The following is a 213-nucleotide window of genomic DNA, read 5'->3' as shown; positions in this document are numbered from 1 at the left end:
CTGAAGTCGCCGAGATCATGAAGGCGGCCTATGTCGATTTCAAACCCGCCGAGAAGGAGAGATCGTCAAGCCAGGCCAGGCGTCGCAAGCGTGAGGCCATTGCCGCGCTGGAGCGTATGCCCTCCTCAGTGGTCGATGATCTATTCAAGGGTAATCGGAAGCTGTTTGGGGGACCCAAGACCGGCTTGAATAACCGCGTCCTCGTGATGACGC

At 58.2% G+C, this 213-nt stretch carries 1 protein-coding gene; it reads left to right on the top strand.

Features of this window, described 5'->3' with window-relative positions; genetic code table 11:
• Window positions 1-213: hypothetical protein (locus Q1A75_RS24220; RefSeq protein ID WP_299593805.1), on the top strand; the 213-nt coding region annotated here is incomplete at both ends.

This window comes from uncultured Tateyamaria sp. (assembly GCF_947504105.1).
Taxonomy (GTDB): domain Bacteria; phylum Pseudomonadota; class Alphaproteobacteria; order Rhodobacterales; family Rhodobacteraceae; genus Tateyamaria.
Note: the sequence above shows the minus strand (reverse complement) of the source record. Positions and strands in the feature narration are given on the sequence as shown.